Below are 26053 nucleotides of genomic sequence, written 5' to 3' on the forward strand. Positions count from 1 at the left end.
CCGCGAAAGCGGCTTTTTTTACATCAACGTATTTGGTTTAACCAAAGAACGCGACGGATAGGAAGCTGAACCAAGCCAGAGCAATCATCCCAACCACGATAATCATCGGAATACCAAAATCCCAGCTAAACATACCTGCATACCTCTAAAATACTTATGTTTATAGAGGATAAAGGAATAGCTTCTCCCTGACAAGATCAGGGAGCACCAATGTACGCCAGCGTGTTATTCCCGACTTAGCCGGAAAAAACCACTGAGAAAAAGCTGAACCAAGAAAATAGAATCAGTGCAACAACAATGGCAGCGGGTAAACCGTAATCAAAACTGAACATGGGTATTTCCTTCCGAGTGTTTCAATAATCAATGAGCACAGTGTGCCTGAAGCTACTCGTGTGAAACTTGATATGGCTCAATGATCTGCTGCTGTCATGACGACTTCATGAAAGAATTCATGAATACTTGATTTATGTCAGAAATCTGTAATGATGCTTGACCATGATCAGCTTGAACCAACTCATCCTGCGCACTGATGTCAGTGGGATGCCGTTGGAATGGATACATTTCCAGACGGCAGTCAAACTGTACTATTCAAAACAGGTGGCTTACACCTGCGGAACTCCCATTCTCTCGATTCGGGGCGGTATCAACGCCAAAACTGGGCGAGTCAGTCGCATCGAACTCAACTCCATCATTGCCACCCACGGCAGCAAGCAGCAATTGCATGAAGGTTACGCGCCCCCCCTCAACAATACGTTGCTGTTTCGGCGTGATGATTTTCTTTGCTTGTACTGCGGTGAACATTTTCAGGAAAAAAACTTGTCGTGTGATCATGTGCATCCACTTGTGTTGGGCGGACGGGATCATTGGACGAATGTTGTGACTGCTTGTAAACACTGTAACAGCCGCAAGGGTGGGCGCACTCCTGAGCAAGCACACATGCCGCTGTTAGCCATTCCTTTTCAGCCAACCTATGCGGAATACATCTTTTTGCAAGGGCGCAATATTCTCGCTGATCAGATGGAATTCCTGAGTGCGCACTTCCCGCGTACCAGCAAATTACGCGAACGTGGGCGTATAGTTAGCGTTTAGTTGGGTTGAGCGCGGCATTTTTGCCTATAGTCATCATACGTTGATCAAGGAGTTCTCCATGCCCGAGTCGAATTCATTTTGGAGTTGGTTGTCATCACTGTTCCGGCGGCGTACCCCGACTGCGGTGATCACGCCTGCACCAATCCCTACACCCGCGCCTGCTGTATCTACGTCCGTTCCCATACCAGCACCACCCGCTCCTCCGATATTGAGTGTACCGCCCGTAACATTGCCGGAACGTGAGGTGGTGACGGAAGAATTGCGTGATGCCCCTGCATTACCCCCCGCGCCGCCAACGTTGCGTCCTCAAGGTGGTGGTATTGCCCCGACATCCTTGCCGACAGAAGGGTTGAACTTAGGGTTTCGCCGTATTTGGAATAATCACCCAACGGTGGAAACGGGGGAAACCTTTCCGTGCCGTGATGCCGAAGGTACGCCAAATTTTGGCAATCAATGCGCAATCCTGATGGGAACGTGTTTATTACGCAGTAATCTGTTGCAAGGCTACGATAAGCCGACGTGTTGGTATCGTGGGCATGTCGGGCATACCTTGCGGGCGCGCGAAGTGGCGGATTGGATGCGGCGTCATCCTGAGCGTTTTGGGCGGGTTGAAGTGCGCAGCAATGTGACGTGGGGTGCATTTAAAGGGCGCACGGGTTTCATTTGTTTCCAAAATTTCTGGGGTGAAAACAATCAAGGAGATCACATCGACTTGTGGGATGGCACGGGTATCTTGATGCGTGAAAAAATCCCCAATTGGGAGGGCCCAGCACTTGCCGATGGTGCGCTGGATTATTTCGAGCGTTCCGAGGAGGTATGGTTTTGGCCCATCCATTAAGCGTTGTGAATCTCGCCCTGTTAGCCGTGTTATTGGTAGCGTGCGAACCGAAGAAGTCGGCAGAACAACAACAAACCTTGGTGTTGCCCGAACGTTTGGATGCCCCGCATGTCACGGATCAGATGACCGCTGCCGGTATGGCACTCGCTTTGTGGGATGATGCAGGCGGTTGTAAGTTGCAAGTGGGCAAAGCCGCGCCGAGCATTTGGTTAAAGCCGATGGCACCGTGCTATTTTATTAAATCCCCCGGTGGGGAGGTGGGGCAGGTTTACCGCCATGATAAAACCACATCAGTCGTTGCAGTACTGGGCACGCCCGTTAAAGGCAGGCGTTGTGGTCAGGAAGTGCAGGGCTTGGTATTAAAAAGCAATACGGTGACACCTTCAGCCTACGTCATGCAGGGCAGCGTGCATTGCGCTGAGCAAGGTTTGCATAATTTCCAATACGACTTGTTTACGCGCTAATCGCCTTCGATGACGAAACTTTCACCGAAATTGGTGGGGTAACGGTTGCGTAACTTGGTTTGCAGGGCTTCAGCTTGCGTGCGGGAGTTGTATGCGCCTACCCGTAGTTTGAACTGCAAGCCGCGTGGCGTGTTTAAGCTCACCAGATAAGCATTATAGCCATCATTTGCCAGTGCATCACGCCACGCATACAGTTGGCGGGAATCGTAGCCAGCCGCCACTTGTACCGCGTAACGGTTATTGGTGTAGTTGGTGTCTTCGCGCTCACGTACCACTGGCACTTTGCGTTGACTGGCTTGGATGTAACGCCCGCTGCTGCCAGAATCCCATATATCGTCATCACTGTTATAGCTACCGTGGGTGCTACTACTAGTATTGCCGATTTCCCAACTGGGTATGTTTAAATTGGGTCGGTAATTCAAAAAAGGTATTTTGCCCGCTTTATACAGCAGTACCAAGGTCACAAAGCCCAACACCAGTAGCAATGAATGCACTAGCTTAAACACAAAGCCTCGCTGTTTAGCGAGAGAACTTGATGACACCCGATTTGAATTATTCACTCCAACCTCATTCGACCTATTGTTACCTTATAACTATAGACAAAAAGACGCAGAGAAGGGAGGCACATTTACGCTAAAATTCACGGTTTATTTTATGGCGGATACAAGATGAGCCTTGATATTTGGAATGCTAACTTCGCTACGCTGCATCCGTGTTTCCAGCAACTACAAAATGTGCGTTGTTGGGATGGGCTAACTGACTGGGCTACGTGTGAGCATTTAGCGCAATTTTTACCCGCTGATTTGTACGCAGCATCGGGTTTGCCGATTGTGTTTGTGCCGCAGGATGACACGCTACCGTTTCCCGAATTGTATTACGAAGAGCGGATTTTCCAGAAAGGCATGGTATCCACTCGCCCCAATTGGCACGACTTTTTTAATGCGCTGATGTGGTGTCTATACCCGCACAGCAAGGTGATGATTAACGCCCGCCATGCGGCGGATATTAGCGAGTACGGCAAGCCGCGCACTGCCCAACGCGATGCTTTAACGGTATTGGACGAAAGTGGCGTGATTATCGTGTCGAGCCGCCGCGAGCTATTGCAACAGGTGCTGAATTTCGCGTGGGAAGATTTGTTTTGGCACGAACGTGCGGCGTGGGAAAGCGAAATTGCGTGTTTCATGATCGGTCATGCTACTTTGGAAAAGATGCTCACACCTTACGTGGGAGCAACCGCTCATGCCTTGTTGGTCGAAGTTGATGCGTCGTTCTTCATGCTAACCTTGGCACAACAACATACTCATTTGGATACGGTGGTGGCAAAAACGTTGCAACACGGTGGTTTGGCATCGACGGCGCACTTGAATCCATTGCCGTTATTGGGTGTGCCGGAGTGGTGGGAGAATGCTTCGTTGGCGTTTTATCAAAACAAAACGTATTTCCGTGAAAAAAACCGCGAGCGGGCGGTTAGTATCCTGCGTTAAACACTTTATCCGTGAATGCGTGTTAGCGGCTTTATTTGGTGCTAACGTTTATCTTTTACCTGAAAGGACAATAACGATGAGTGTTCAAGATGCGTTTGCAGCACCGCGTTCGGCAGTGCGTGATGTAAATGGTGGCACGGGTGCTATCACCGATACGGTGATTAATGCCCTGAAAAAGACGCGCCCGTGGGTATTATTCTTAGCCATTTTGGGATTTATCGGGGCAGCACTGACCTTGTTGGTGGGAATTGCTGTCGTGATAAGCAGCATGATGATGGGCAATTTGGAAGGTATGGATGCGGAAATAGCCCCGTTTGGCAGCGGTATGATGATCGGTGTTGGTGTGTTGTATGCGGTAATGGCAGTGATTTACTTCCTGTCAGCGCTGTATTTATTGCGTTACGCGGGCGCAATCAAGCGCTTGAGTAGCTCCTTAAGTGTGGCTGATCTCGAAGCCGCGTTGGAGCAGCAAGCGAGTTTCTGGAAATTGATCGGTATTTTGGTGTTGATTTCCATCGTATTAACGGTGGTCATGCTATTGGCTGGTCTGGGTGGTGCATTGTTTATGGGTGCAGCGGGCTTATAAGCGGTAGTAAATTTCCGACCGTTTGGAGGAAACTGCTTGCATGTTTCCTCCTCTTGCCTAGAATAAGCCAGCATTATAACAAGAAAGATACATTATCATGCAGGTTGCGACATCCCATGCTCCAGCCGCACTGTTTGGCGAAAGGCTGGTCAAACTAGGCAAATTAAAACCCGTCGATTTAGAACGCGCCTTGCGTGCGCAGGCTGAAATACGCCAGCCGTTGGGGAGCGTGTTAGTACGCTTGGGAATGCTCACCGAACAAGAAGTCGCGTTTGTGTTGTCACGGCATTTGAACGTGCGCATGGCGTTGAGCAAAGATTATCCTTCCATTGCCATCGAAAATCCCGGTATTGCCATTAATTACATGCGCAATGCAGAAATTATCCCCGTGCAGTCCGATGACAATCGCCTGATAGTGGCGATGTCGAATCCTCAAGACGAATTTGCCAAGCAAGCGATTTGCATGGCGAGTGGCAAATTGATTGATCCATTATTGGGGCTGCCCAGTGAAATTCGTGCCAATATTGAACGCCTATACGGTGCGGAAGCGATTAAAAAAGACAACGCAGGCGGTGGTGACGATGATTTTGAAATTACCAGCCACGACAATCATTCGGATGACGTGGAACACCTGAAAGACATGGCGAGCGAAGCGCCCGTGATTCGTTTGGTGAACCAAATCATGACCAATGCGATGACGCAACGCGCTTCTGACATTCATATTGAGCCATTCGAGAGTCATCTCAAAGTGCGTTACCGGATTGACGGCGTGATTCACGAAGTCGAATCGCCGCCGCCGCAACTCACCCCCGCGATTATTTCCCGTCTCAAACTGATGGCGCGGCTCAATATTGCCGAACGCCGTTTGCCACAAGATGGGCGTATCCAGCTCCGAGCGCAGGGTAAGGAAATCGACATGCGGGTATCCACCGTCCCTACCATGCACGGCGAAAGCGTGGTCATGCGCTTGCTGGATAAGCACAGCGTCAAACTCGACCTGAATACGCTGGGTTTTTCCGACGATAATTTACGCAAAGTGCAACAGCAATTGGACGCACCGCACGGCGTTATTCTGGTCACAGGGCCGACGGGTTCGGGCAAAACCACCACGCTGTATTCCGCCTTGACGCAATTGAATACCCCAGAAAATAAGGTATTGACCGTCGAAGACCCCGTGGAATACGAACTCGAAGGCATTAACCAAATTCAAGCCAATCCCAAAATCGGGCTGAATTTTGCGGATGCGCTGCGTTCCATCGTGCGCCAAGACCCCGACATTATTATGATTGGGGAAATGCGTGACGTGGAAACAGCGCGTATCGCCATCCAATCCGCACTTACCGGTCACTTGGTATTATCCACCTTGCACACCAACGACGCTGCCAGCGGTATTACCCGTTTGATGGATATGGGGATTGAGGATTACCTGATCACATCCACGGTGAATGGCATTTTGGCACAACGTTTAGTGCGTCGCCTGTGTCCGCAATGCCGTGAATCCCACCCCGTTATGCCCGAAATCGAACAAGAACTCGGGTTGCGTCAATACCAGCCCGAAGGCGAGTTGCGTTTGTGGCGTGCCAAAGGCTGCAATGCGTGCAGCAACACGGGTTACAAAGGGCGAAGTGCGATTCACGAAGTCTTGGTGATGGATGATGCCATTCGTCGGCGTATTTTAAAGCACGAAGACGCAGGCGTGTTGCAGGAACAAGCGCGTAAAGGCGGAATGCGCACCATGTACGAAGACGGCTTGGCTAAGACCCTCAAGGGCGTAACCACGTTGGAAGAAGTCCTGCGCGTGGCGGAGGAAACCCCTAATGCCAACGTATAGTTATAAGGCGATTACCCCGCAAGGCGTTGCCAAGGAAGGCACGTTGGAAGCCGCCAGTGAGGCACAAGCGGCGGAAAACTTGAACGCGCAAGGGCTGATTCCCATCAAAATCAGTGCCGGTAAAAACGCAGCCACGGGGAATAATCCTGCCACCGCCAGCAAAAAGCCGCAGGGTTTATTTGCCAGCAAACACGTCAGCCAACCTGACATCATGGCGCTGACTCAGCAAATGTCCACTATGTTGAAAGCGGGGCTGCCGTTGGATCGCGCTCTGGGTATCTTGCTGGAAATTGGCGATAAACCACCCGTGTTGGAATTGGTTCAAGGCATCCAAAACGCTGTGCGCAGCGGGAAACGCTTCGCCGATTCGCTGGAAGAAAGCGGTAAATTTACGCGTTTCTACGTCAATATGGTACGAGCGGGCGAGGCGGGCGGCTCGATTGATGATGCACTGGCGCGTTTAGTCGACTACATGACGCGTGCTAAAGAATTGCGTGGCACGGTGATTTCGGCGCTGATTTATCCTGCCATCCTCGCCTTTGTGGCGGTGGTGTCGATTTTTGCCTTGCTGACTTTTGTAGTCCCGCAATTTTCTTCGATGTTTGCGGATATGGGGGCGGAATTGCCCACGATTACCAAAGTGGTGATGGGAACGTCGGCAACCTTGCAAGAATACTGGTGGGCGGTATTGGGTGGCTTTCTGCTGATTTTGATGGTAGCGCAATACATTCTCCGCAATGAAAAAGCGCGGACGCGGCTAGATCGCAGCATGTTGAGCTGGCCTATTGTCGGCGACCTGATCGGCAAGATCGAAACTGCTCGCTTTTCTCGCAGTTTAGGCACATTGCTGCATAACGGCGTGCCGTTACTCGGTGCGCTGAAAATGGCAAAAAATACCGTCGGTAATCGCGTTATGGCAGCAGCGGTAGAAGAATCGGCGGATAGCCTTAAGCAAGGCGAAAGCCTCACCCGTACATTATTGAGCAAAGGCGTATTCCCTGCGTATGCCTTGCACATGCTGCGTGTCGGTGAAGAAACCGGACGCATGGAACAACTGTTGCGCGAAGTGGCTGATATTTACGACGACGAAGTAAAAACATCGGTCAAACAAATGTTGGCATTGCTTGAACCGTTGTTAATCATGATCATGGCAGTCGCTATTTTGTTGATTATCGGCTCAGTCTTATTGCCCATGATCAATATGGCAGATTTGGTTAAGTAATTAATAATAACAAGGAGTTAATGATGAAGTACACGTTGCGTCAGTACCGTGGTTTTACCCTGATTGAATTGATGATTGTGTTGGTCATTTTGGGGTTGATCATGGGGATTGTGGGACCGCAAGCGATGAAATACCTCGGCAAAGGCAAAACCCAATCCACCAAGGTGCAAATTGAAAACTTGAGTGCGGCGCTGGATATGTACCGTTTGGAAGTTGGCAGTTACCCCGAAGATTTGAAAGCACTGGTTGCCGCCCCATCAGGCGCTCGCGGCTGGAACGGCCCTTACCTGAAAAAAGGCGATGTGCCGAAAGACGGTTGGAACAACGATTACCAATACAAGCGTAAAAGCACCAATGGTCAGCCGTATGAGCTGATGTCGTTTGGCGCAGACGGGGCAGCAGGCGGCGAAGGCGAAGATGCAGATATTTCCCTCTGGGACAAATAAACCCCAGCGTGGTTTTACCTTGTTGGAAGTCCTACTGGTGCTGGTCATCGGTGGGCTGCTGGTGGGGGCGGTGGCAACCTCGTTAAGCGAAGGCCCCGTCTTGCGCAAAAGCGGGCGGGAAGTCGCGGCGAGTTTGCGCCATGCCCGCGCCCAAGCGGTGATGCGCCAACAACCTACCTTGTGGAAAATGAATATCCAAGAAAAACGTTTCTGGATTGATGGCGGGGCTGCGAATGCTGAGCGCAGCCTTAGCCCCAGCATTGAAGCCAAAATCAATACAACCTCCGCTGAAGTGGACGCTGCCAATCAAGGCGGCATTCGCTTTTTTCCTGATGGCAGTTCTACGGGCGGTTCAGTGGAACTGACGCACAATAAACAGACCTTTAAGGTCAACGTAGAATGGGTAACGGGGCGTGTCGCAATTCAATAAAGGTTTTTCCCTGATCGAAGTCTTGGTCGCGTTTGTGGTGATGGGCTTGGTGGTGGGAACACTGTTGCAATTATTCGGCTCGTCGATGCGCAGCGTGGCGTTATCCGACGAATACAGTTTCGCGGTGCAGGTCGCGGAATCCCGCCTTGCTGCGATCGGCAGCGAAATCGAAGTCGAAGACGGCAACACCAGTGGCGAGGAAAAAGGTTCTGATTACCGCTGGACGGTGAGCATGTCGCCGGTCGAACTCAGCGATAAGCTGGAAAAACTTCCTTTACCCTTGCAACTCTACCGCGTCGAAGTGGTGGTGACTTGGCAAAGTGGCGATAAAAACCGCGAGTTTCACCTGTCATCCTTACGCTTTGGAGAGGAAAAATGAAGCAACGCGGATTCACTTTGCTGGAAATGCTGATTTCGTTGGGGCTGGTTTCCTTATTATTCCTCGCCTTATTCGCCAGTTTTAACACGATGGCACGCGGTTGGGATGCGGCGGATACGCGCTTGAACAAAACCGAGGATATGCGCCTGATCACCGACTTTTTGCGCCGCCAATTGGGGCAGGCGATGGTGGTGCGTCTCAAGGGTGAGAAAGAGGAGCGGGTGTATGCGTTTGAAGGCACGGCAACATCCTTACGTTACGTCGCACCCTTGCAACCTTTGCAGCACCAAGGCGGCGTATTTCTGATCGAACTCAATATTGTCGCGGCTAAAGACGGCAAAAAATTGGAAATGCTGTTTGCGCCGTATCGCCCTGAACTGACGTGGGAGGAGGCGTTTAAAGATGCAGAACCTGTATTGGTGTTCGAGGGCTTGAAAGACGCAGGATTTGCGTATTTTGGCGCGGAAGAAGAGGGCAAAGACCCCGATTGGACATCCGATTGGGAGGATATTCCTCGCTACCCCGATATGTTGAAATTAACCTTAGCCGATCAGGAACGCGCTTGGCCTGACATGCTGGTAGATTTGCCACAGGTAACAGATTATGCACGTTAAATTTACCCCCCATCCCAGCCTTCCCCCGCAAGGGGTGAAGGGGCAATCCGGTGTTGCGATGATCGTGGTATTGTGGATGATCATGGTCATGATGACGCTGGCGGCTAGTCTTGTTTACGCGACCCGTACCGAAACCAGCATGGTGGATTATGCGCGTCGTACCGCGCAATCGCGTGCAGTAGCGGATGCTGCCGCGCATTACGCGGTGATGCAATTATTCCTGCCCAATAAAGAGCGTGATCTCAAATTAGGCGGTACGCCTTTGCTGTGGGAATACGAAGGCGCAAAAGCGGAAATTCGGGTTGTCGGTGAGAATGGTCTGATTGATATTGGTTTTGCCAGTCCCCCTTTGCTTAGATTGATCTTTAAACAAGCGGGCTTAGATGAGCAAGCGATTGATCGAATGCTGGATATTTTGGAAGATTTCCGTGATGTCGATGATCTGAAACGCATTAATGGCGCAGAAGATGGCGATTATGAAAATGCCGGTTTGCCGTTTGGGGCAAAAGACGCACCGTTTGACCGAGTTGAGGAATTACAGCAAGTCTTGGGCATGACACCGCAGCTTTATCAAGCTTTGACACGTCTTTTGACGGTGAATTCTGGTGGTAAAGGCATTAACCCGATGTTAGCGCCGCGTCAGACTTTGCTGTTATTGGCAGAGGGTGACGCGGCGAAAGTCGATGCGTATATGCAAAAGCGTGAAGAATCCGAGGGTGAATACGTGCAACCGGATTTTGGTGAGGCATTTTTAGATGCGACGCAACAACCGTTGTACCGAATGCAGATCAGGGTTTACACCGACCCAACCGCTCCCCCGTATTTTGAAGAGCGGTCGTTGCGTTTACGACCGGGGCAAACCCCGCCGTTTATTAATTATTTCCGTATCTTGCAAGAATCTTCCGCGCAGTTTGGGTAAACGCAGCGGCTTCAATCCAGCGTTGCAAACTGCCTTTTTCCGCATTGACCAAGGGTGCAACGGCTAGCAGATACGCAAGGAAGGTCAGCAAGAAGCCGTAGAACATCACACTTTCACTGGTCTGCAAATGTTCAGTCACGATACCCACACTTGCCAAGAGTGCGGCGAGCATAGCCATCGTCAGCATGGCAGCACACTTGCTCATACCGATTTCCAGCAGCAAGTGGTGCAGGTGGTCACGTCCTGCCGCAAACGGCGAGCGACGGTCACGTAAGCGCACCAGAATCACCCGTACCATATCCATCAGCGGCAAGCCAATCAACCACAGTGCGGTGACTGGGCGGAAGGCTGCATCGGTAGGGTCTTGCGTGCCTTCGATCAATAACCAACTGATGGTTAAGCCAATCAACATCGAACCCGCATCGCCCATGAAGATTTTTTGTTTGAATGGTGGTAATACCAAATTGTTCAGCAGGTAAGGAAACAATGCCGCCAGAAACATAACACTAACGCTTAATTCTATCGCGTGAGTCGAGAGGCTAAACAGCAGCACCAAACTTAACAAGGACACCATCGACACCGAACCAAGCAGCCCGTCAATACCGTCAATCATATTGAAAGCATTGATAATACCCAGCACAATCAACACTGTGAATGGATAGCTGAACACGCTCAGATCAATGTCGCCCAGACCGAGTAGATTGCCAAGGTTTCCCAGCGATAAACCTGTACCGATACACAGCGCCAACGTTAGTAGCGTCTGCATGACAATGCGCAGTTTAACGGGCAAGTCTTCCGCGTCATCCGCCACACCCAACAACACAATACCTAGGGCGCACAATAACCAAGTACCCACAGCTGGATCGCTTGGCAGGGTTAGCATGGCGGCGACAGCGACACCGATGAAGATCGACATGCCGCCAATCAGTGGTACAGCACCCGTGTGCTGTTTTCTGCCTTGGGGAATGTCTAAAAGACGTGCCCGATGCGCCACCGGTTTTAGAAAATGGAGTGCCATCCATGTTACGCACAAGCTCGTTATTAGCGATATTATAAGCATGTTGTCCTCGGGGTTTTTGACTAGCTTCTTGCTGTGCATTTTAGCTAATGCTTATTCAATTTAATTATTTGGATGGTTTAAGTGAGCAATAATTCTGATTAGTGGAAAGCATTGCAGATGAACTCCTGATAAACGGTCGTTTAGCAGTCTGTAATAGTGATTGGACTCAAATTCGGCAGGCTGACACCCCTCCCGAAAACAAACACCTTTTATCAGATTCAGATGGTGATTTAAAGGCTTTGTGATAGCGTAAACAAAACTATTTAAATAAACCCAGCTAATGCCTTTGGTTTGGAACTATATAACTGGACTGTTATGATCGACTTGCATAGTCATATTTTGCCTGCATTGTGTGATGGGTCGCCTAATATGAAAACCTCATTAGCGATGGCACGTTTAGCGGTCGAGGATGGTATTACGCACCTCGCGTGTACGCCACATATTTATCCCGGTGTGTATGAAAATTCCACTGATGGTATTGCTAAAGTCTTACGAATGTTGCAAGTGGAATTGTATTCGCAGGATATTGCCTTACGCCTCATTATAGGAGCAGACATTCACATGGTGTTTGGGGTGTTGGATAGTTTGCAGCAGGGGATAATGCCGACACTGCATGGTTCACGTTATTTCTTGTTAGAGCCGTCACACAACTTGCCTGTACCGAATTTTTTGCGCCAGATTGAAGCGTTTTTAAATGCGGGTTACGTCCCTGTAATCACGCATCCAGAACGGTTACGCTGGTGTGAAGATCATTATCAAGACTTTATTTTGGCGGCGCGAATGGGGGCATGGTTGCAAGTTACCGCTGCGGCTATTAGCGGCACATTTGGACGCACAGCAAAAAAGTGTTCTGAACGTTTATTATTAGATGGTGTTGTGCATATTATTGCATCAGATGCGCACGATATGGTTTATCGACCGCCTATTTTATCAACAGGTATTGAAGCGGCTATACGTATTACGGGCGATGATGCTGAAGTAATGCGCATGGTGAGTGATCGACCCTTGGCTATTTTGGATAATATTGATCCCTCCGATGTATTATTACCGCCCGGATTATCATCCTCCATTGAGCGTTCTGATGGTGGTAAGAAAAATTGGATGAATCGTTTATTTTGTTGAAGTGTGTGTTGCCAGCAAGGTTAACCACGTTGTTTTAATAAATTCACCAAGCTGCATAAATTCGACTTCACGGGCGCTGCCGCGTCGCCAGGCTAAACCGACTTCGCGGTAACTCTCTTCTGGTAATGACCAAATTTTGACATTGGTACCTGTTAATAAGGTCGAGCCTTTCACCATTTCGGGCAAGTAAGAAATGCCTAAATCGGCATCAACCATTTGCGTCAAAGTTAATAAGCTACTCGCGGTGAAACGGCTGATTTTATCCATGTCCTGTAAACGGCAAGCCGATAGCGTGTGGTCACGCAGGCAATGTCCGTCTTCTAGCAACAGAATGCTTTCAGGGTTCAGGTCGTTAAAAATGTAGCGTCTAGGACGTGTATGTTGCGTGTCTTCACGACAGGCGAGGAAAAAACGATCCTTAAATAAGGGCATGACTTCGACATTGCGCAGCGCATAGGGCAGGGCAATGATAATGAGGTCAAGCTCACCATTCATGAGTTTTTCATAGACGCGCTGGGTGATGTCTTCGCTCAAGTATAAGCGTAAGTTCGGGAATTGCTGGCGTAATGCCGGTAAAACACGCGGCAAGAGGAACGGCGCAATGGTTGGGATGACCCCGATGCGTAGCTCACCCGTGAGCGGTGCATGATTGCTACGCGCTAATTCGACTAGGTTTTCTACATCACGTAAGCAACGGCGGGCTTCTACCGCAATTTGTCGCCCGATATGCGTCACCGTGACGTTCTTATTGGTACGGTCGACCAGTTGTACTTCCAGAATCGTTTCCAATTCGCGGATAGCCGTACTGAACGCCGATTGGGAGACAAAGCAGGCTTCGGCGGCTTTTCCGAAGTGTTCATGGCTTTCCAGTGCGACAAAATAGCGGAGCTGCTTTACGGTTGGCAGGTTCATGGCAACCTCGGATGATTCGTTTTTGGTACTTGCTAAAAAGATAATATTCTATTTTCTGCATGAATGTGAAAATCTTTTGGGGGTGTTGTGCCATTTGTCAGGTTATAGGATACGTTTGCTTACTTATTAGAACATTTTTCATGCAAAATTGCCTAAGGTATATTCAGTGTCTATCTTTTATATATTATTTTTATTTGTTAATTCGCAATTAACATCTATGGTTCTTTTTATAAAATATTTAGATTAAATTGGTATCCTGTGGTGTTTGGGGTTTGATGAAAAATTTACGTAAAAATGTTGTTTTTACAGGTATAGGTTATCTGTTGCCCCTCATTGCAGCACTGGCGACCATCCCTGTTATTGTCAGTAAATTAGGCATTGATTTGTATGGTCTGTACATTATTTGTGTCTCACTAATCGGTTTTATGACGTTGGTTGATTTGGGAATTGGTCAAACCGTCATCAAATACGTGGCAGAATATGAGGCGACTGGGCGGCAAGATAAAGTTAAACCTGTCTTAGGCGTAGCCTTCCTGATTTATCTCGTTATCGGATTGGGTAGTGCCGTTTGTCTGTATGCTATTGCCCCGCTGTTAGCGCATGGTTTATATGCTTCAGCGGAGAAGGTGGCGTTGGCAATAGAGAGCTTGCGGATTGCGGTTGTTCCCTTGTTTTTTAGTTACGTTAATCAGTTCTTCTTAAATATCTGTAAAGCATACCATCGGTTTGATTTTCCAGCCATTATTCATAATATGGGAAATCTTGGAGGGATTTTTCTCACGACTGCTCTGCTACTCATGGGGTATGGCTTGGAGGATGTCATGTGGGGGTATGCTTTTGTACAGTTTGTGACGCTGTTAGGGGGCTATCTTGCCAGTACGTATGTTTTACCGCAGCACATTAAAGCGCGTCCTGTGTTTGAGCAAAATGTCTTCATGGAGATCGTTTCGTTTAGTGCCTATACGTTTGTGGGTAATTTCATTGGTTCATTGGTATCGCGTGCTGACAAGTTATTGATTGGCTTGGTGATTGGCACGGAAGCGGTGACCTATTATCAGATACCCTTCACGATTGCACAGATGGCAAATGGCATTATCCATACGCTGGTACATATTACTTTCCCGTACTTCAGTGAAATGTTCAGTTTGCGTGATCGCGATGGTTTGCTGCGTTTATATCGCTTGGCGAATGCAATCGTGTTTTTAACCAGTATGATGATTGCGGTAATGTTGATTGTGGTGGGCGGTGATTTTCTTGCCCTGTGGATCTCCCCTGCGTTTTCACAGCAGGCTAGCTTAATCTTGCAAGTTATGGCCGTTTATTTCTTCCTGCATTCTAATACCGTGGTGGGGTATTGGGTGCTTCAGGGGGCTGGACAAGCAAAATTGACTGCGTTTATGTCAGTGGCGGATGCGTTCGCTTATTTTGTCGCATTGTATTATCTGGGGAACAGCTTTGGGTCGATCGGTGCTGCTGTTGCCTTGTTTTTTACATTATGGACAATACCGCTGCAATACATCTGGATAGACCGGCATATTGGACATCGTTGGTCAGAATACGTGATGCAACTGCTGAGCTTCTTGTTAGCGGGCTGTGTCATGATTTATTTACTGGAGTCTTTGAATTTGTGGCTAGCGCACAGTTTCTTGGGAATTATGGTTTGCAGTGTATTATCGCTGCTGGTATTGATGCTGGCTTTATGGGTAGTCTTGGGGCGTGGGCGTCAGCAAATTCGGGGGGTGGTGTTGAAAAAAATTATCCCTGCATAATGCATTATCTATGTGACATTATTGATTGAAAAAAACTAATTTCTTATATGTATCAGTTGTTTATTGACTGGGTGAATATGCTAAATTATTCCATCATTCAAAAAATATATCTACCAAAAAATAAATAAGGTTGCTTGCATTACGCTTAGTGCATACATTTCTTTTGGTGAATCAATTTCATTGATTCAATGGTTGGGCAAGCGGTTAGTTGGTGAGTACGCCGCATTATTCTCTCATTTGTTTTTGTGTTGAATTTTTATTTCAGCCATAGGGTTTGTTATGCAAAAAACATCCACTCAGCAACCGAACACGCGTAAAAACGTGGTGTTTAGTAGCTTAGGTTACGCTTTCCCGCTGTTAGCGGCATTAGCCACGATTCCTATCATGATTGGTGCGTTAGATATTGATTTATATGGTTTATATGTTATATGCACATCACTTATTGGCTTTATGACATTGGTTGACTTGGGGATCGGTCAGACAGTTATCAAATATGTGGCAGAATACGAGGCAACGCAACAGCAAGCTAAAGTGCAACCTGTTTTGAATGTTGCGCTACTGATTTATTTAGTGATAGGGTTGATGAGTGCAGTAGCGTTGTATGTGTTTGCCGATAATCTAGCAGGTGTATTATATGCTAACGTTCAGCAGCAATTACTCGCTGAGCGTGTATTGAAAATAACGGCTTTGCCTTTATTATTCAGCTATGTGAATCAATTTTTTCTGAATGTTTGTAAGGCATACCACCGTTTTGATTGGCCTGCTATTATTCATAATGCCAGTAATTTAGGTGGGATTGTACTGGCAAGTGGATTGCTGCTGCTAGGGTATGATTTACAAGCTGTATTATTGGGTTATGTGGTGATTCACGCTTTAGCCTTGATTTCGGGTTATTTAGCTTGTGTGTCTGTTTTTCCCAGCCAACTAAATTTATTGCCACGGTTTTCTAGCAGTGTGTTCGCCACTATTATTTCCTTTAGTTTTTATACGTTCATCGGGAATTTTGTGAGTTCTGTCGCAGCGCGGGCGGATAAATTAGTGATTGGCATGATTTTGGGAACAGAAGCGGTGACGTATTACCAAATCCCTTTCACGATTGCACAAATGGCAAACGGTATTATTCATACGTTGGTGCATATTGCGTTTCCGCGCTTTACTGAAATGTTCGTGACGGGAAATAAAGACGGCTTGTTAGCCTTGTATCGTAAGGTCGGTGTCATTATGGCATTAATTAGTACGGTTATTGCGGTGTTATTGATTACTGTCGGCGGAGATTTCTTGGCGTTATGGATTTCACCTGAATTTGCCGTACAGGGTGCTCTGACGTTGCAAATTATTGCGCTGTATTTCTTCCTGCATTCCAATACCGTGACGGGTTATTGGGTGCTACAAGGCAGTGGTCAGGCAAAATTGACCGCCCTGATTGCGGTGGTTGGCACGGTAGCTTATTTTACGGGCATGTTCTATTTGGGCGAGCATTATGCACACAATGGCGTGGCGTTTGCCTTGTTCCTATTGCTGTTGGCAGTGCCGTTGCAGTTTGTGTGGATTGCGCGGCATGTTGGACAGTCTGTCAGCAAATACTTCGTGCAATTGGTCAGTTTTACCGTACTAGGGTACTTTATGATTTACGCTTTGGAAGCGCTGAATGCTTGGTTGAACAATAGTTTGTTAGAAATCTTGGCAGATGGTGTGGTCGGATTGGCTGTGCTGCTACTGGGTTCATACTGGCTATTGAACCGTAAAGAAGCAGGCAACAGGCTAGAACCTGCTGCCTTGCTTTAAACCTTGACGGCTTACGCTTTCAGTTTTTTGTATTTAATGCGATGCGGATTCAAGTCGTTGCCGTGGCGACGCTTGTAATCTTCTTCGTAATCGCTGTAATTGCCTTCAAACCACGTTACGGTGGAGTCACCTTCAAACGCGAGGATGTGGGTGGCAATCCGGTCTAAGAACCAGCGGTCATGCGAAATGACCACCGCACAGCCGGGGAAGTTGAGGATCGCTTCTTCCAGCGCCCGCAAGGTTTCCACGTCGAGGTCGTTGGTCGGTTCGTCAAGCAGCAATAGGTTACCGCCTTCTTTCAACAACTTCGCCAGATGCACGCGGTTGCGTTCCCCGCCCGACAAATCACACAGGCGTTTTTGCTGGGAATCACCCTTGAAGTTGAAACGTCCGCAATACGCCCGCGCCTGAATCTGGTAGCCGCCGACCGTCATGATGTCGTGCCCGTCAGAAATTTCTTGGAACACGGTTTTGTTGGGGTCGAGGTCGTCGCGGGATTGGTCAACGTAAGCAATTTTGACGGTTTCGCCGACTTTGAATGTGCCTGCATCCGGCTGTTCTTGACCTGTAATCATGCGGAATAGGGTGGTTTTACCTGCGCCGTTGGGGCCGATAATGCCGACGATGCCGCCTTTGGGCAGACTGAAGCTGACATTTTCATACAGCAAGCGGTCGCCGAAGGATTTGCTAATACCGTTGGCTTCGATCACCAAATCACCAAGGCGCGGGCCAGGAGCGATGTAGATTTCGTTGGTTTCAGCGCGTTTTTGGTAATCGCTGGACGAGAGTTCTTCAAACCGCTGCATCCGCGCTTTGCTTTTGGCATGGCGCCCTTTGGGGTTGGATCGTACCCATTCCAATTCTTGCTTCATGGCTTTCTGGCGGCCTTGCTCGGATTTGCTTTCCTGTGCGAGGCGGTTTTGTTTTTGTTCCAGCCATGAAGAGTAGTTGCCCTCCCATGGGATACCTTGCCCACGGTCGAGTTCCAGAATCCAGCCCGCCACGTTGTCGAGGAAGTAACGGTCATGGGTGACGGCGACCACCGTGCCGGGGAAGTCTTGCAGGAAGCGTTCCAACCAAGCAACGGATTCGGCATCCAAGTGGTTGGTCGGTTCGTCCAGAATCAGCATGTCTGGGGAGGAAAGCAGCAGGCGGCATAGCGCCACGCGGCGTTTTTCACCGCCGGAGAGGGTGGTGACATCGGCATCCCACGGCGGTAGGCGCAGTGCGTCGGCGGCGACTTCGAGGGTGTGTTCGAGGTTGTGCGCGTCGGCAGCTTGCAGGATGTTTTCCAGCCGTGCTTGTTCGGCGGCGAGTGCGTCGAAATCGGCATCGGGTTCGGCGTAGGCGTTGTAGACTTCATCGAGGCGGGCTTGCGCGTCTTTGATGACTTTTAAGCCTTCTTCGACGTTGCCGCGCACATCTTTGGTTGGGTCAAGCTGCGGCTCTTGCGAGAGGTAGCCGATATTGATGCCGGGTTGCGGGCGGGCTTCGCCGAGGATGTCGGTGTCGATGCCTGCCATAATGCGCAGTAAGGTGGATTTACCCGCGCCGTTGTAGCCGAGTACGCCGATCTTCGCGCCGGGGAAAAAACTCAGGTAAATGTCTTTGAGAATGTAACGGTTCGGCGGGACGACCTTGCCGACACCGTTCATGGTGTAAATGTATTGTGCCATCCAGTGCTCCAGAATGTGGAAAACGCTAATTATGCGGGATGTTCGGGAGTGTGTCCTATACAATTGAAGCATTCTGGTATTGAAGAGGTAACACGACATGCAGCTACAAGATCAAACTGTTCTGAGCAATGTTGCTACCCGTTTGCACATTTCTGAATCCACCCTGATGCGGGAAAGCCTGCGTAGCTTTTTGGAGCAACAACTACGCGGATTGAACGCGGAAGTTTTCATCTTGCACCTACGTTACGGGGTCTCCAGCGTCGAGGATATGGAGGCGCGGTATCAGGATGGTACGTTGGAAGAAGCTGATTCTTGGCGCGATTTGCAACGATTAGACCGTTTGGAATTCCAGCGTGATGAATTGAGCAAGCTACTGCGGACTATTCAATGAATATGCAGCTTTTACAAGACATCGTAGAGCGCGAATTTCCCGACATCATCAGTAGCACCGTACTCGGCGAAGTCAACGAGCTGCGTATCTTTTTGAATGATGGCAGTTTCATGGATGTATGGCTGTCGCTGAAATTGAATGGACGCTACAGCTATCATTGGGAGCGACGGGCGTTGGATAACACGGTTTATCGTCATGACAACGCGCCCCACCTGAAATGGCAGTCAGTCAGCACTTTCCCCAAGCATTACCATGATGGTTCGGAAGGCAATGTGACTGCCAGTTATATCAGCGATGATCCTGAGATGGCTGTGCGTGAGTTTTTGCTGTTTGTGCGTGAAACTGTCACGTTGCGCAACGAATGAGCGGCTGATAGCTGCGATCTATCAACGTGGTTCAAAAGCGAAATCTTCTTGCTTGCGGATGTGTGTTTCGAGTTCTTGCAGGAAAATGCGGCTGGCTGCTACCAATTCACGTTCTGGTGCAAGCGGTGACAGTCCGGCGGCAATCAGGTCGGCGTTGATGAAATGTTGGCAAGCTGCTTGGGGCAGGTATTCCAATGCGAACGTGGTTTTGCCTGCCCCGTTGGGGCCAGCTATTATCCAGCAGGTTGGCATCAGAGAAGAATCTCTGGGTGTTTTTTGATAATATGCTTAACAATTTCCAATATCTTGTGAAATTCGCCAACAAAGTAATTAATAGCTTCTTGAGGATTTTCATGTAATGCGGCTAATATTTCTGGTTGAGTCCAGCATTCAAATCTTTCACATCTTGAGGAATGAAACCACCAGTTTCCGTTGTCTCCCTGTTTATAAAGTTGTATCATTTCTGGGTAAACCAGCTTGTCAATTATGGGTTTTCTGATTTCATCAATTATTCTCCCCTTGTCGGCAATGTTGGGCATAGGTGAAACCCCAATGCTGAAACAGAGATTGTCTTTTGCTTGAGTGTTTCGTCGGATTTTAATACAAAAAGGCCAGTTTTTTTTTGATAAAGTCAGTTCGCATTCTTTTCCAAAAGAAGATGTCGTTAAATTTGAGTAGACTATATACTCTTTGAATTCTTCACTTATTGCGTTAAAAAGTCTATTGGCAAATAAAGAGAGAATCTGGTTTTTAATTTTCTCAAAGTTGTTGGCAATCAGTGCGGCTGTTTTTATGTAATTGATCACATCCCCACCCCTTGCGGTAAAGCGGGCAGGGCAAAGCCAGCGCGGGCAGCGGTAATAACACTGGCAAGATAAGCCAAGGCAGACTGTCCACGTTTGCGGCAAGTACCGATGATGCTGGCCAGCATGGCAAACGCACGGCTCCCCGTAGCACTCTTTGTGCCATGGTTGGTTTTGCGCAGGATCACCCAATGGCGCAACGCCCGCTCAGCCTCATTATTGGTCAAGGGAAGCCACGGGTGGTCAAGGATTCGGAAAATGGCATCCCAATCATTGATGAACTCTTTCGCCAGTGCCGCCGTCTTGTCATGGGCAGATACGGCATGGATCAAGCATAATGCCCTGAATTCCAGGAGTTTTGCCTGATGGCGTTGACGGATCACGTCGGTTTGCGTCCCCACCGTGCCGCCTGCTGCCCGCCAAGCGTAAATGTCGTCCTGTAATACCCTCAGCCAAGCGAGGGTGAAGTTGCCAAACGTCCGCCCGTCTTTGTCCAGTGATTCTGCCAGCCCACGGGCTTTGCGGATCAGGTGCGCCCAGCAACGCAAGCGTTTGGGGTGGTGGCGGTAAGCGGCATAGCCATCACTCATCAGCCAGCCCCCAAAGTGGGGGCTAATCACGTTGTCGAGCATTTCAATGGTGCGCTGCCCTACGTAGAAACAAACGCTGAGGGTGGTGACGAATGTCCATAGCCACAGGGCTTCGCCACGCTCTTTCCAAGAGGTTTCATCAATATACAGCACCCCGCCGTCAGCGGTGGCTTCTGCCAACAGCCCTTCCACCAAGGCATCTTCCAATGGAGAAGCACTCGCGGCTGCTTCCTCAAAACATTGCTGCAACACCCCGACACTTAGGGGAATGCCCAACACCTCCCGCAACAGTTCTTGTGTGCCACGCAGTGACAAGCGTGAGCGCAGCCGTAGGTGGACAATAAGTGCCGCCAGATTGCCCCCAATCAGCCGCCACTCGCCCACATCAACCTCCGGGTATAACGGGTCGGGAGCTTGGCGATGCGGGATATGGCGGCTCACATGACCGCAGGTGCATACGCTATCGTGAAGGTGGTGGCGGGTGGTGATGACGGTCAGTCCGGGGTTCCCATCCGTGCCAAACTGGATGTCCACACTGTCATAGGCGGTATAAATACGGGAGACAGCCGCATCCAGGGACCTGCCACAGGCTTCACATCGGCTGGGGTAATGGTGTTCGTCTGCATTGATGGGCGGATGCCATACCCGACCATAACCCGGTGCGCCGGGTTGTTTACCCGCTTTGCGTTTGGCTGGTTGGGCTGGCTTTGTGCCCGCCACAGCTTCTGGTTCCGGGGTTGGCTTTCCTCTGGCTGCACCCACCCCTTCTGTTTCGGGCAAAGCCACCGTTTTGGGTGACGTTTCCCACGGGAAACCGCTGCTGGGTGGTTTGGAGGAGTTGTTGGAGTTTTGGTTGATCTGTTCCCGCGCTTCTTTCAGGTCATGCAACAACTTGGTCGACAGGTGCAGCAGTTCCTCCGGCGTGAGCTTGGCAAGGTACTGGCTGTTAAGCTGTTTGAGGCTGTGGTCTTTCAGTTGTTGGGTCATCGGGGGAGTGTCGCAAATTTAGTGCGTTTGGGTAAGGGGGGACTGTTCAGTTACGTTTTTATTCTATCTTTGTTGCCTTGTTCTTCAAGTAAGTAATTGAAAATTGTTTGGATTTCAGTTTTATCATCGATCATAAGCTTATAGTCCAAATTGTGCTGGCAGTAGTTTGAAAAGTCGAGAAGGAATTGACGGACATACTCCGCTTGAGATTCTTTATAACAAGCATTCAGCCAAGATATAATTTCGGTTTGATAGCTCATGCAGATGAGCTTGTCGATGTGGTTATTTTGAGTTTCTTGCGCACTATGCTGAGGTGGTTTTTTACCATAAGGAGTTAAGTAAATGATGTAATGGCTATATGGGTATCTTTCTTTAATATGGCGAAAGTAGTCATCAATTTGATTTTTTTGGTCAATTGCCCAATGTTTGTTTTCAATGGCAATTCCTACATGGTATTGGTTTGTTTTTTTGATTTCGATGATAATATCAATTTGCCGCCCGGTTGTCGTGGGTTCTTGAGTGCGTATACAGGCATGATCACCTGATATATAAAGATCAGCCTTATCAATAGTTTCAAGAAATAGCTTTAAGAAAATATCACCTTGTCCGTGATTGCCGTTAGGGTCGAGTAAATCGCGGATGATTTCGGAAATTCGGTTTTCATTGGGGGTGATGTACGGGAACAGGCTAAAGCTGCTGGCAAGGCGTTTGTCCAAGAGCTTTTTGGTGTCGTTGGCGATCTTGAGCCGATAGCTTATATCGTGGAAGAAAGAGTCGAGTTCCCTCATCAAACATGTCTCATAAGTTAGGTGTGTTGATTTTTGCACAGTTTATCCTGCATGTCATGTTTGCAAAGCGCCTGCCCCAAAACCAGCGGCTGTGCTATGTTTGCGGTGTGCCTGCTTTGTGGAGAACAGCAATGTCTACTGCCGAAAAATTGCAACAACGTTACACCTATGCCGATTACGCTCGCTGGTCGGCAGACGAGAGTTGGGAGCTAATCGACGGTATCGCTTATGCGATGGCTGCGCCGTCCCGTATTCATCAAGAAATCGTGTTTGAGTTGGGTAGACAGGTCGGTAATTACCTGCAAGGTAAATCGTGCCGAGGCTATGTTGCGCCGTTCGATGTGCGTTTGCCACGTCAGAATGAGACGGATGACAAGGTAGACACCGTGGTCCAACCCGATTTAACCGTGATTTGTGACCGCTCAAAGTTGGATGATAAAGGCTGTCGAGGTGCGCCGGATTGGATTGTGGAAGTGTTGTCACCCGCCACCACGCTCAAGGATATGCACACCAAAACCCGGTTGTATGAACAGCACGGCGTGCGTGAATATTGGATTGTGCATCCCACCGAACGCTGGGTCATGGTGTATACCTTGGATGAGGCAGGCAAGTACAGCCGCCCCTCCGTGTATGGCATGGATGAGCCGCTTGCCCTGCAAGTCTTTCCTGATCTCAGCATCGACTGGGCATTTGTGGAGCAGATTTAGCGTAGCGGGGGGTAGGGGCGATTCGCGAACCGCCCCTACGGGATTAGAAGAATCGGCTGATGTTCGCGACTTGTTCTTGTACCAACGCCATATCCTGACGCGATTCGACGTTCAAGCGTAGCACGGGTTCAGTATTAGAACCGCGCAAGTTGAAACGCCATTCCGCAAATTCCATGCTTAAGCCATCGGTGGTATCAATCACCAGCGGTTGTAATGCCGTGAAATGCTCACGTACCGCCGCGATGCACGCTTTCACATCGTTAACGTGGAAGTTGATTTCACCGCTGCATGGGAATTTGCCAATGCGCTCACTCACCAGTGTGGACAGTGTTTGCCCTTTCACGCTCATCAATTGCGCGACCAACAACCACGGAATCATGCCGCTGTCGCAGTAAGCAAAGTCGCGGAAATAGTGGTGCGCACTCATTTCACCGCCGTAAATCGCATCTTCCAGCCGCATCCGTTCCTTGATGAACGCATGTCCGGTTTTGGATTGAATCGGCTCGCCGCCTGCCGCTTGCACCACGTCAATCGTGTTCCACGTCAGGCGCGGGTCATGAATGATTTTTGCACCTTGATGCTGTTGCAAGAACGCCTCTGCCAGCAAGCCGACGATGTAATAGCCTTCGATGAATTCGCCGGTTTCATCGAACAGGAAGCAGCGGTCGAAATCGCCATCCCACGCAATCCCCATATCAGCGTTGTGCGCCAATACCGCATCACGGGTATCGGCACGATTTTCCGGCAGCAAGGGGTTAGGGATGCCGTGCGGGAACGTACCATCCGGCTCGTTATGCACTTTGATAAAGGTAAGTGGCACTTGCAGGCGTTGGCACTCAGCTTCGAGCGCATCGACCACATGACCCGCAGCACCATTACCCGCATTCACTACCAATTTCAGCGGCTTAATCGCTTTCAGGTCGATGTAACCCAGCAAGTGTTGCACGTAATCGGCAAGGCACGATTGCTGGGTAAGTGCGCCGCGTTGGGTGACCGGCGGGAACTGATTCTCTTCCGCCATGCGCTGGATGTCTTTCAAGCCCGTGTCGCCGCTGATTGGGCGTGAGCCTTCACGCACCAGCTTCATGCCGTTGTAATCCATCGGATTGTGGCTGGCAGTGACTTCAATGCCACCATCCACGCCAAGGTGGAAAGTGGCGAAATAGATTTCTTCCGTACCGGTCATGCCGATGTCGATGACGTTAACGCCTGCATCTTGCAAGCCATTCGCCAATGCCAGCTTTAAGGTTTCGGAGGTCAAACGCACGTCACCGCCGACCACAACTTGCTTGCCTGCGCCGATGAATTCCCCATACGCCCGCCCGATGCGGTAAGCCACGTCGTCGTTAAGCTCTTCGCCCAGCTTGCCGCGAATGTCGTAGGCTTTGAAACAGGTTAGTTTTTGCATGTATACGTCTCTTTTTTGCTGCTTGTCATTAATAGCTGCCCTTGCGTAACAGGACAGCCACAAAAGTTTTGGTGAGGATAATCAAATCCAGCTCCAGCGACCAGTTGCGCACGTACCAAACATCCAGTTGTACGCGCTCGCCATAGCTCAATTCATTGCGCCCGCTGACTTGCCATAGCCCCGTAATGCCCGGTCTGACTTGCTGGTAATAGTCGATATAATCGCCGTAATCAACCACTTCTTCATCAATAATCGGGCGGGGGCCGACCAGTGACATTTGCCCGCGTAATACATTGATGAGTTGCGGCAACTCATCCAGCGAGGTGCGCCGCAAAAAATGCCCCACGCGGGTAATGCGCGGATCATTTTTCAATTTATGGTCACGTTCCCATTCTTCGCGTGCATCAGGGTCAGCAGCGAGGATTTTTTCCAGTTGTTCGGCAGCGTCCGCTCGCATGGTGCGGAATTTGTAAATCTTGAAAATTTTACCGTCTTGCCCAACGCGTTTTTGTTTGAAAATCGGCTTGCCATTCGTCGCTAGCCATACCCACGCGTATAGCCCAAACAAGAACGGCGCGAGTGTCAACGTCAGCATCAGTGCCAAAATAAAGTCAGAGACATGCTTGAAAGCGCGGTCACTGTCACTCAATAAGTTGTTGCGTACAAAGAAAATCAAGCCCTTCTGATTGATGGAGTTGAACACTTCGGCATTGAACATGGGTAAAGAGGTCATGCGCGGCACGAGCAGGATGCGTTTCACCTTGTGCTGGATTTTATCCATGAGCTGGAACATGTGCTCCATACCGGTATTTTCCAGCATAATGATGGTGGCAAAGAAATGCTCTTTTGTAAGGATATTGCTGACCGTGGTTTGCAAACCTTCCGGCGAGTGATGGTGAATATTGACGGTATGCGCGACATCAAATCCGAATGGATTATCGGCAGCAAGCCATTGTTGGGAATCGACGCAGGCTGCTTCATCACAAATCACTAACACCCGTTCACGCAATAATGGGTGCTGGAGGCAACGTCGTTTCACGTAATAAATCCACACGGGCAAGAGCAGGTTCAACCCGAAGAACATGAGGATAATCAGGCGCGAATACTGATCCGCCTGTTTGAGCAACGACATTAGCGCAAAGTTAATAATCAGCGCCATCACACTGCCTTTGATGATCAACCACGTTTCGGAGGTCGTGACCATGCGGCGGGTCAGCAGTTTCAGGTAAAAGAAAATCAGCAAATAGACCATGACTTGCCACAGGTATTTGTTGGTGGGATGTGCGTACACATCCGGTAACAACCATTCAGCCAAACCACGTGCGAGCAATAGGTTTAGCAAGAGTAGCAGGGTATACAGGGTCAGCTTGAACAGGGTATATTTCATG

Annotated in this window: 28 protein-coding genes; 18 read left to right on the top strand and 10 right to left on the bottom strand. The window is 49.3% G+C overall.

Features of this window, described 5'->3' with window-relative positions:
• The first annotated feature begins 495 nt into the window (after nucleotides 1-495).
• Genes J1836_RS09785 through J1836_RS09795 form a run of 3 tightly spaced genes read left to right on the top strand, consistent with a single transcriptional unit; the run spans nucleotide 496 to nucleotide 2391 of the window.
• Complete coding sequence (locus J1836_RS09785) at nucleotides 496-1089, top strand: HNH endonuclease (RefSeq protein ID WP_207250918.1); 594 nt, start codon at nucleotides 496-498, stop codon at nucleotides 1087-1089.
• A gap of 58 nt (nucleotides 1090-1147) precedes the next feature.
• Entirely contained in the window at nucleotides 1148-1927 is a 780-nt protein-coding gene (locus J1836_RS09790; protein WP_207250919.1) for a T6SS effector amidase Tae4 family protein, read from the top strand.
• Entirely contained in the window at nucleotides 1912-2391 is a 480-nt protein-coding gene (locus J1836_RS09795) for a hypothetical protein (RefSeq protein WP_207250920.1), read from the top strand. The genes J1836_RS09790 and J1836_RS09795 overlap by 16 nt, the downstream gene beginning before the upstream one ends.
• Here the strand turns inward: J1836_RS09795 and J1836_RS09800 are convergent.
• Nucleotides 2388-2897 (bottom strand): SPOR domain-containing protein, encoded by a 510-nt coding sequence (locus tag J1836_RS09800; RefSeq protein WP_207250921.1) that lies wholly within the window; start codon nucleotides 2895-2897, stop codon nucleotides 2388-2390. The genes J1836_RS09795 and J1836_RS09800 overlap by 4 nt on opposite strands.
• A gap of 162 nt (nucleotides 2898-3059) precedes the next feature.
• Between J1836_RS09800 and J1836_RS09805 the strand changes: the two genes are divergently transcribed.
• The 9 genes from J1836_RS09805 (at nucleotide 3060) to J1836_RS09845 (ending at nucleotide 10302) form a co-directional block, all read left to right on the top strand.
• Nucleotides 3060-3875 (top strand): DUF3025 domain-containing protein, encoded by an 816-nt coding sequence (locus J1836_RS09805; protein WP_207250922.1) that lies wholly within the window; start codon nucleotides 3060-3062, stop codon nucleotides 3873-3875.
• A 76-nt stretch (nucleotides 3876-3951) separates the two neighbouring features.
• Nucleotides 3952-4461, top strand: a complete 510-nt coding sequence (locus J1836_RS09810) for a DUF5362 family protein (RefSeq protein ID WP_207250923.1) — start codon at nucleotides 3952-3954, stop codon at nucleotides 4459-4461.
• Between the two features lie 97 nt (nucleotides 4462-4558).
• Nucleotides 4559-6292: a type II secretion system ATPase GspE gene (gene gspE / locus J1836_RS09815; RefSeq protein WP_207250924.1), complete on the top strand. Its 1734-nt coding sequence runs from the start codon at nucleotides 4559-4561 to the stop codon at nucleotides 6290-6292.
• Nucleotides 6279-7514, top strand: a complete 1236-nt coding sequence (locus tag J1836_RS09820) for a type II secretion system F family protein (protein ID WP_207250925.1) — start codon at nucleotides 6279-6281, stop codon at nucleotides 7512-7514. The genes gspE and J1836_RS09820 overlap by 14 nt, the downstream gene beginning before the upstream one ends.
• Before the next feature lie 20 nt (nucleotides 7515-7534).
• Nucleotides 7535-7960, top strand: a complete 426-nt coding sequence (gene gspG, locus J1836_RS09825; RefSeq protein ID WP_207250926.1) for a type II secretion system major pseudopilin GspG — start codon at nucleotides 7535-7537, stop codon at nucleotides 7958-7960.
• Complete coding sequence (locus J1836_RS09830; RefSeq protein WP_207250927.1) at nucleotides 7932-8390, top strand: GspH/FimT family protein; 459 nt, start codon at nucleotides 7932-7934, stop codon at nucleotides 8388-8390. Before gspG ends, J1836_RS09830 begins: the two co-directional genes overlap by 29 nt.
• Nucleotides 8374-8769, top strand: coding sequence for a prepilin-type N-terminal cleavage/methylation domain-containing protein (locus tag J1836_RS09835; RefSeq protein WP_207250928.1), 396 nt, complete (start codon nucleotides 8374-8376; stop codon nucleotides 8767-8769). The genes J1836_RS09830 and J1836_RS09835 overlap by 17 nt, the downstream gene beginning before the upstream one ends.
• Nucleotides 8766-9383 (top strand): prepilin-type N-terminal cleavage/methylation domain-containing protein, encoded by a 618-nt coding sequence (locus J1836_RS09840; RefSeq protein ID WP_207250929.1) that lies wholly within the window; start codon nucleotides 8766-8768, stop codon nucleotides 9381-9383. The genes J1836_RS09835 and J1836_RS09840 overlap by 4 nt, the downstream gene beginning before the upstream one ends.
• On the top strand, nucleotides 9373-10302 hold the full coding sequence (locus J1836_RS09845) for a type II secretion system minor pseudopilin (RefSeq protein ID WP_207250930.1): 930 nt from the start codon (nucleotides 9373-9375) through the stop codon (nucleotides 10300-10302). Before J1836_RS09840 ends, J1836_RS09845 begins: the two co-directional genes overlap by 11 nt.
• Here the strand turns inward: J1836_RS09845 and J1836_RS09850 are convergent.
• Nucleotides 10256-11320 (bottom strand): undecaprenyl-phosphate alpha-N-acetylglucosaminyl 1-phosphate transferase, encoded by a 1065-nt coding sequence (locus J1836_RS09850; protein WP_207250931.1) that lies wholly within the window; start codon nucleotides 11318-11320, stop codon nucleotides 10256-10258. The two genes, J1836_RS09845 and J1836_RS09850, sit on opposite strands and share 47 nt — an antisense overlap.
• 357 nt (nucleotides 11321-11677) lie before the next feature.
• Between J1836_RS09850 and J1836_RS09855 the strand changes: the two genes are divergently transcribed.
• A complete protein-coding gene (locus tag J1836_RS09855) occupies nucleotides 11678-12484 on the top strand; it encodes a tyrosine-protein phosphatase (RefSeq protein ID WP_278189472.1) in 807 nt (268 codons plus the stop codon).
• Here the strand turns inward: J1836_RS09855 and J1836_RS09860 are convergent.
• On the bottom strand, nucleotides 12473-13396 hold the full coding sequence (locus J1836_RS09860; RefSeq protein ID WP_207250933.1) for a hydrogen peroxide-inducible genes activator: 924 nt from the start codon (nucleotides 13394-13396) through the stop codon (nucleotides 12473-12475). The two genes, J1836_RS09855 and J1836_RS09860, sit on opposite strands and share 12 nt — an antisense overlap.
• Nucleotides 13397-13671: 275 nt before the next feature.
• Between J1836_RS09860 and J1836_RS09865 the strand changes: the two genes are divergently transcribed.
• Nucleotides 13672-15165: a flippase gene (locus J1836_RS09865; protein ID WP_242632836.1), complete on the top strand. Its 1494-nt coding sequence runs from the start codon at nucleotides 13672-13674 to the stop codon at nucleotides 15163-15165.
• A 279-nt stretch (nucleotides 15166-15444) separates the two neighbouring features.
• Nucleotides 15445-16950 carry an oligosaccharide flippase family protein gene (locus J1836_RS09870; protein WP_207250935.1) on the top strand — a complete coding sequence of 502 codons (1506 nt, stop codon included), beginning with the start codon at nucleotides 15445-15447 and terminating at the stop codon, nucleotides 16948-16950.
• Between the two features lie 11 nt (nucleotides 16951-16961).
• On the opposite strand, the gene ettA is transcribed toward J1836_RS09870, so the two are convergent.
• Entirely contained in the window at nucleotides 16962-18626 is a 1665-nt protein-coding gene (ettA, locus tag J1836_RS09875) for an energy-dependent translational throttle protein EttA (RefSeq protein ID WP_207250936.1), read from the bottom strand.
• A gap of 97 nt (nucleotides 18627-18723) precedes the next feature.
• Between ettA and J1836_RS09880 the strand changes: the two genes are divergently transcribed.
• The gene (locus J1836_RS09880; protein WP_207250937.1) at nucleotides 18724-19017 is read left to right on the top strand and encodes an MJ0235 family protein; all 294 of its coding nucleotides are present in this window, start codon (nucleotides 18724-18726) and stop codon (nucleotides 19015-19017) included.
• Entirely contained in the window at nucleotides 19014-19382 is a 369-nt protein-coding gene (locus tag J1836_RS09885) for a toxin-antitoxin system TumE family protein (protein WP_207250938.1), read from the top strand. The genes J1836_RS09880 and J1836_RS09885 overlap by 4 nt, the downstream gene beginning before the upstream one ends.
• A gap of 21 nt (nucleotides 19383-19403) precedes the next feature.
• On the opposite strand, the gene J1836_RS09890 is transcribed toward J1836_RS09885, so the two are convergent.
• Genes J1836_RS09890 through J1836_RS09905 form a run of 4 tightly spaced genes read right to left on the bottom strand, consistent with a single transcriptional unit; the run spans nucleotide 19404 to nucleotide 22550 of the window.
• The gene (locus J1836_RS09890; RefSeq protein ID WP_207250939.1) at nucleotides 19404-19634 is read right to left on the bottom strand and encodes a hypothetical protein; all 231 of its coding nucleotides are present in this window, start codon (nucleotides 19632-19634) and stop codon (nucleotides 19404-19406) included.
• A complete protein-coding gene (locus tag J1836_RS09895) occupies nucleotides 19634-20188 on the bottom strand; it encodes a hypothetical protein (RefSeq protein WP_207250940.1) in 555 nt (184 codons plus the stop codon). Before J1836_RS09895 ends, J1836_RS09890 begins: the two co-directional genes overlap by 1 nt.
• A complete protein-coding gene (gene tnpC, locus J1836_RS09900; RefSeq protein ID WP_242632653.1) occupies nucleotides 20185-21762 on the bottom strand; it encodes an IS66 family transposase in 1578 nt (525 codons plus the stop codon). Before tnpC ends, J1836_RS09895 begins: the two co-directional genes overlap by 4 nt.
• A 50-nt stretch (nucleotides 21763-21812) precedes the next feature.
• Nucleotides 21813-22550 (bottom strand): PDDEXK-like family protein, encoded by a 738-nt coding sequence (locus tag J1836_RS09905; RefSeq protein ID WP_207250941.1) that lies wholly within the window; start codon nucleotides 22548-22550, stop codon nucleotides 21813-21815.
• A 131-nt stretch (nucleotides 22551-22681) separates the two neighbouring features.
• On the opposite strand from J1836_RS09905, the gene J1836_RS09910 reads away from it, so the two are divergent.
• Nucleotides 22682-23257 (top strand): Uma2 family endonuclease, encoded by a 576-nt coding sequence (locus J1836_RS09910; RefSeq protein ID WP_207250942.1) that lies wholly within the window; start codon nucleotides 22682-22684, stop codon nucleotides 23255-23257.
• Nucleotides 23258-23300: 43 nt separating this feature from the next.
• Here the strand turns inward: J1836_RS09910 and cpsG are convergent, their stop codons facing one another.
• The gene (gene cpsG / locus J1836_RS09915; RefSeq protein WP_207250943.1) at nucleotides 23301-24665 is read right to left on the bottom strand and encodes a phosphomannomutase CpsG; all 1365 of its coding nucleotides are present in this window, start codon (nucleotides 24663-24665) and stop codon (nucleotides 23301-23303) included.
• A 28-nt stretch (nucleotides 24666-24693) separates the two neighbouring features.
• Nucleotides 24694-26052 (bottom strand): exopolysaccharide biosynthesis polyprenyl glycosylphosphotransferase, encoded by a 1359-nt coding sequence (locus tag J1836_RS09920; RefSeq protein ID WP_207250944.1) that lies wholly within the window; start codon nucleotides 26050-26052, stop codon nucleotides 24694-24696.
• Between the last annotated feature and the right edge of the window lies 1 nt (nucleotide 26053).

The organism is Thiothrix fructosivorans (assembly GCF_017349355.1).
GTDB classification, from domain to species: Bacteria; Pseudomonadota; Gammaproteobacteria; order Thiotrichales; family Thiotrichaceae; genus Thiothrix; species Thiothrix fructosivorans.